Genomic DNA, 1148 nt, shown 5'->3' with positions numbered 1-1148 from the left:
GATCTTAGAAAAGTCCATTATATCGTTAATTAAGGACAATAAAGCCTGAGCTGAAGAGTTGATAACATTTACAAACTTATCCTGCTCAGCATCGAGTTTGGTTTTCTTTAACACATCCGACAAACCAATGATGGCATTCATTGGCGTTCGAATATCATGACTCATGGATGCGAGAAAAATATTTTTACTTCTGTTAGCGCTTTCAGCAACTTCTCTGGCGTCATCCAACTGTGAGTTTCGCTGCTTAAGCTCATCTAAGGTTTCACTCAGCTGAGAGGTACGAATATTAAACCAGCTCGCTAACTGGGAAAGTTCGCTACTGCTAGGTATTTTCAGACGCGTTACGTAATCTTCACGGCTAACAAGCTTTCTCACCTGCTGGGTCAGCTTATTAATAGGCTCCATGAAGACCAGGTTGAAGAAGATAATATAAGAGAGAGCACTGAAAACTAACAGTACTAAGAGATTGCTTAATAGGCCGTCAGATATTTCATCTACTACCGCAATACTATACCGGGCAGGCATAGATAGTACGACCTTCCAGCCAATATTGGGAAGGCTCAAGACTCTGATTGATGAAGCCTCTAATAGAATAGGGTCATCTTTCAAGATTAGTGGTTTATTTGTTGAGGCTTCAAACCGCAAACCTAACAAGAAAGCGGCTATCGTAGAGCCTTCTTCAACTTCAACCTGATAAGATTCTTCAGCCAGCACCTCTGCTAAGCGTTTAACTTCAGCACTGAATTTATCATCACCTGCCCCATTACTGAGCGAAGTACTTACCGTTTTAAGGTAACTTTCTATTTGCTGGAAACCGGAGTTAGTTGCTGAAATGTCTGACATAGTCGGATATTCATGTTTGACGAAGCCTTTGAGGTCTAGGAACTGAGCTTGCTTATTAACTTCGACTGGGAATGACAGTAAGCGATTATTTCGATCTAAGGCAAAAGCATAGCCCCCAATTAATTTTGCCTGCTCAGACATAAACTCAGACAAGCCAGTTAACCTTAGATCGATTGTTGCGACACCCTTGAAAACGCCATTCTCGAACATTGGCACCGTACAAGTTACCATCGGTTCTAATGAATAAGGGTCCATATAAGACTTTGACCAGTAAGCACGCCCGTGTTTTAAATAACGGGCAGGAA

The 1148-nt window shown here is 41.6% G+C and carries 1 protein-coding gene; it reads right to left on the bottom strand.

Annotated features, from left to right (window positions below; all coding sequences use genetic code 11):
* The coding region (locus A3756_RS18325) for a sensor histidine kinase (RefSeq protein WP_304438902.1) at positions 1 to 1148 on the bottom strand (1148 nt) is incomplete at both ends.

The organism is Oleiphilus sp. HI0086 (assembly GCF_001635225.1).
This window is presented reverse-complemented; position numbering and strand designations above follow the sequence as displayed.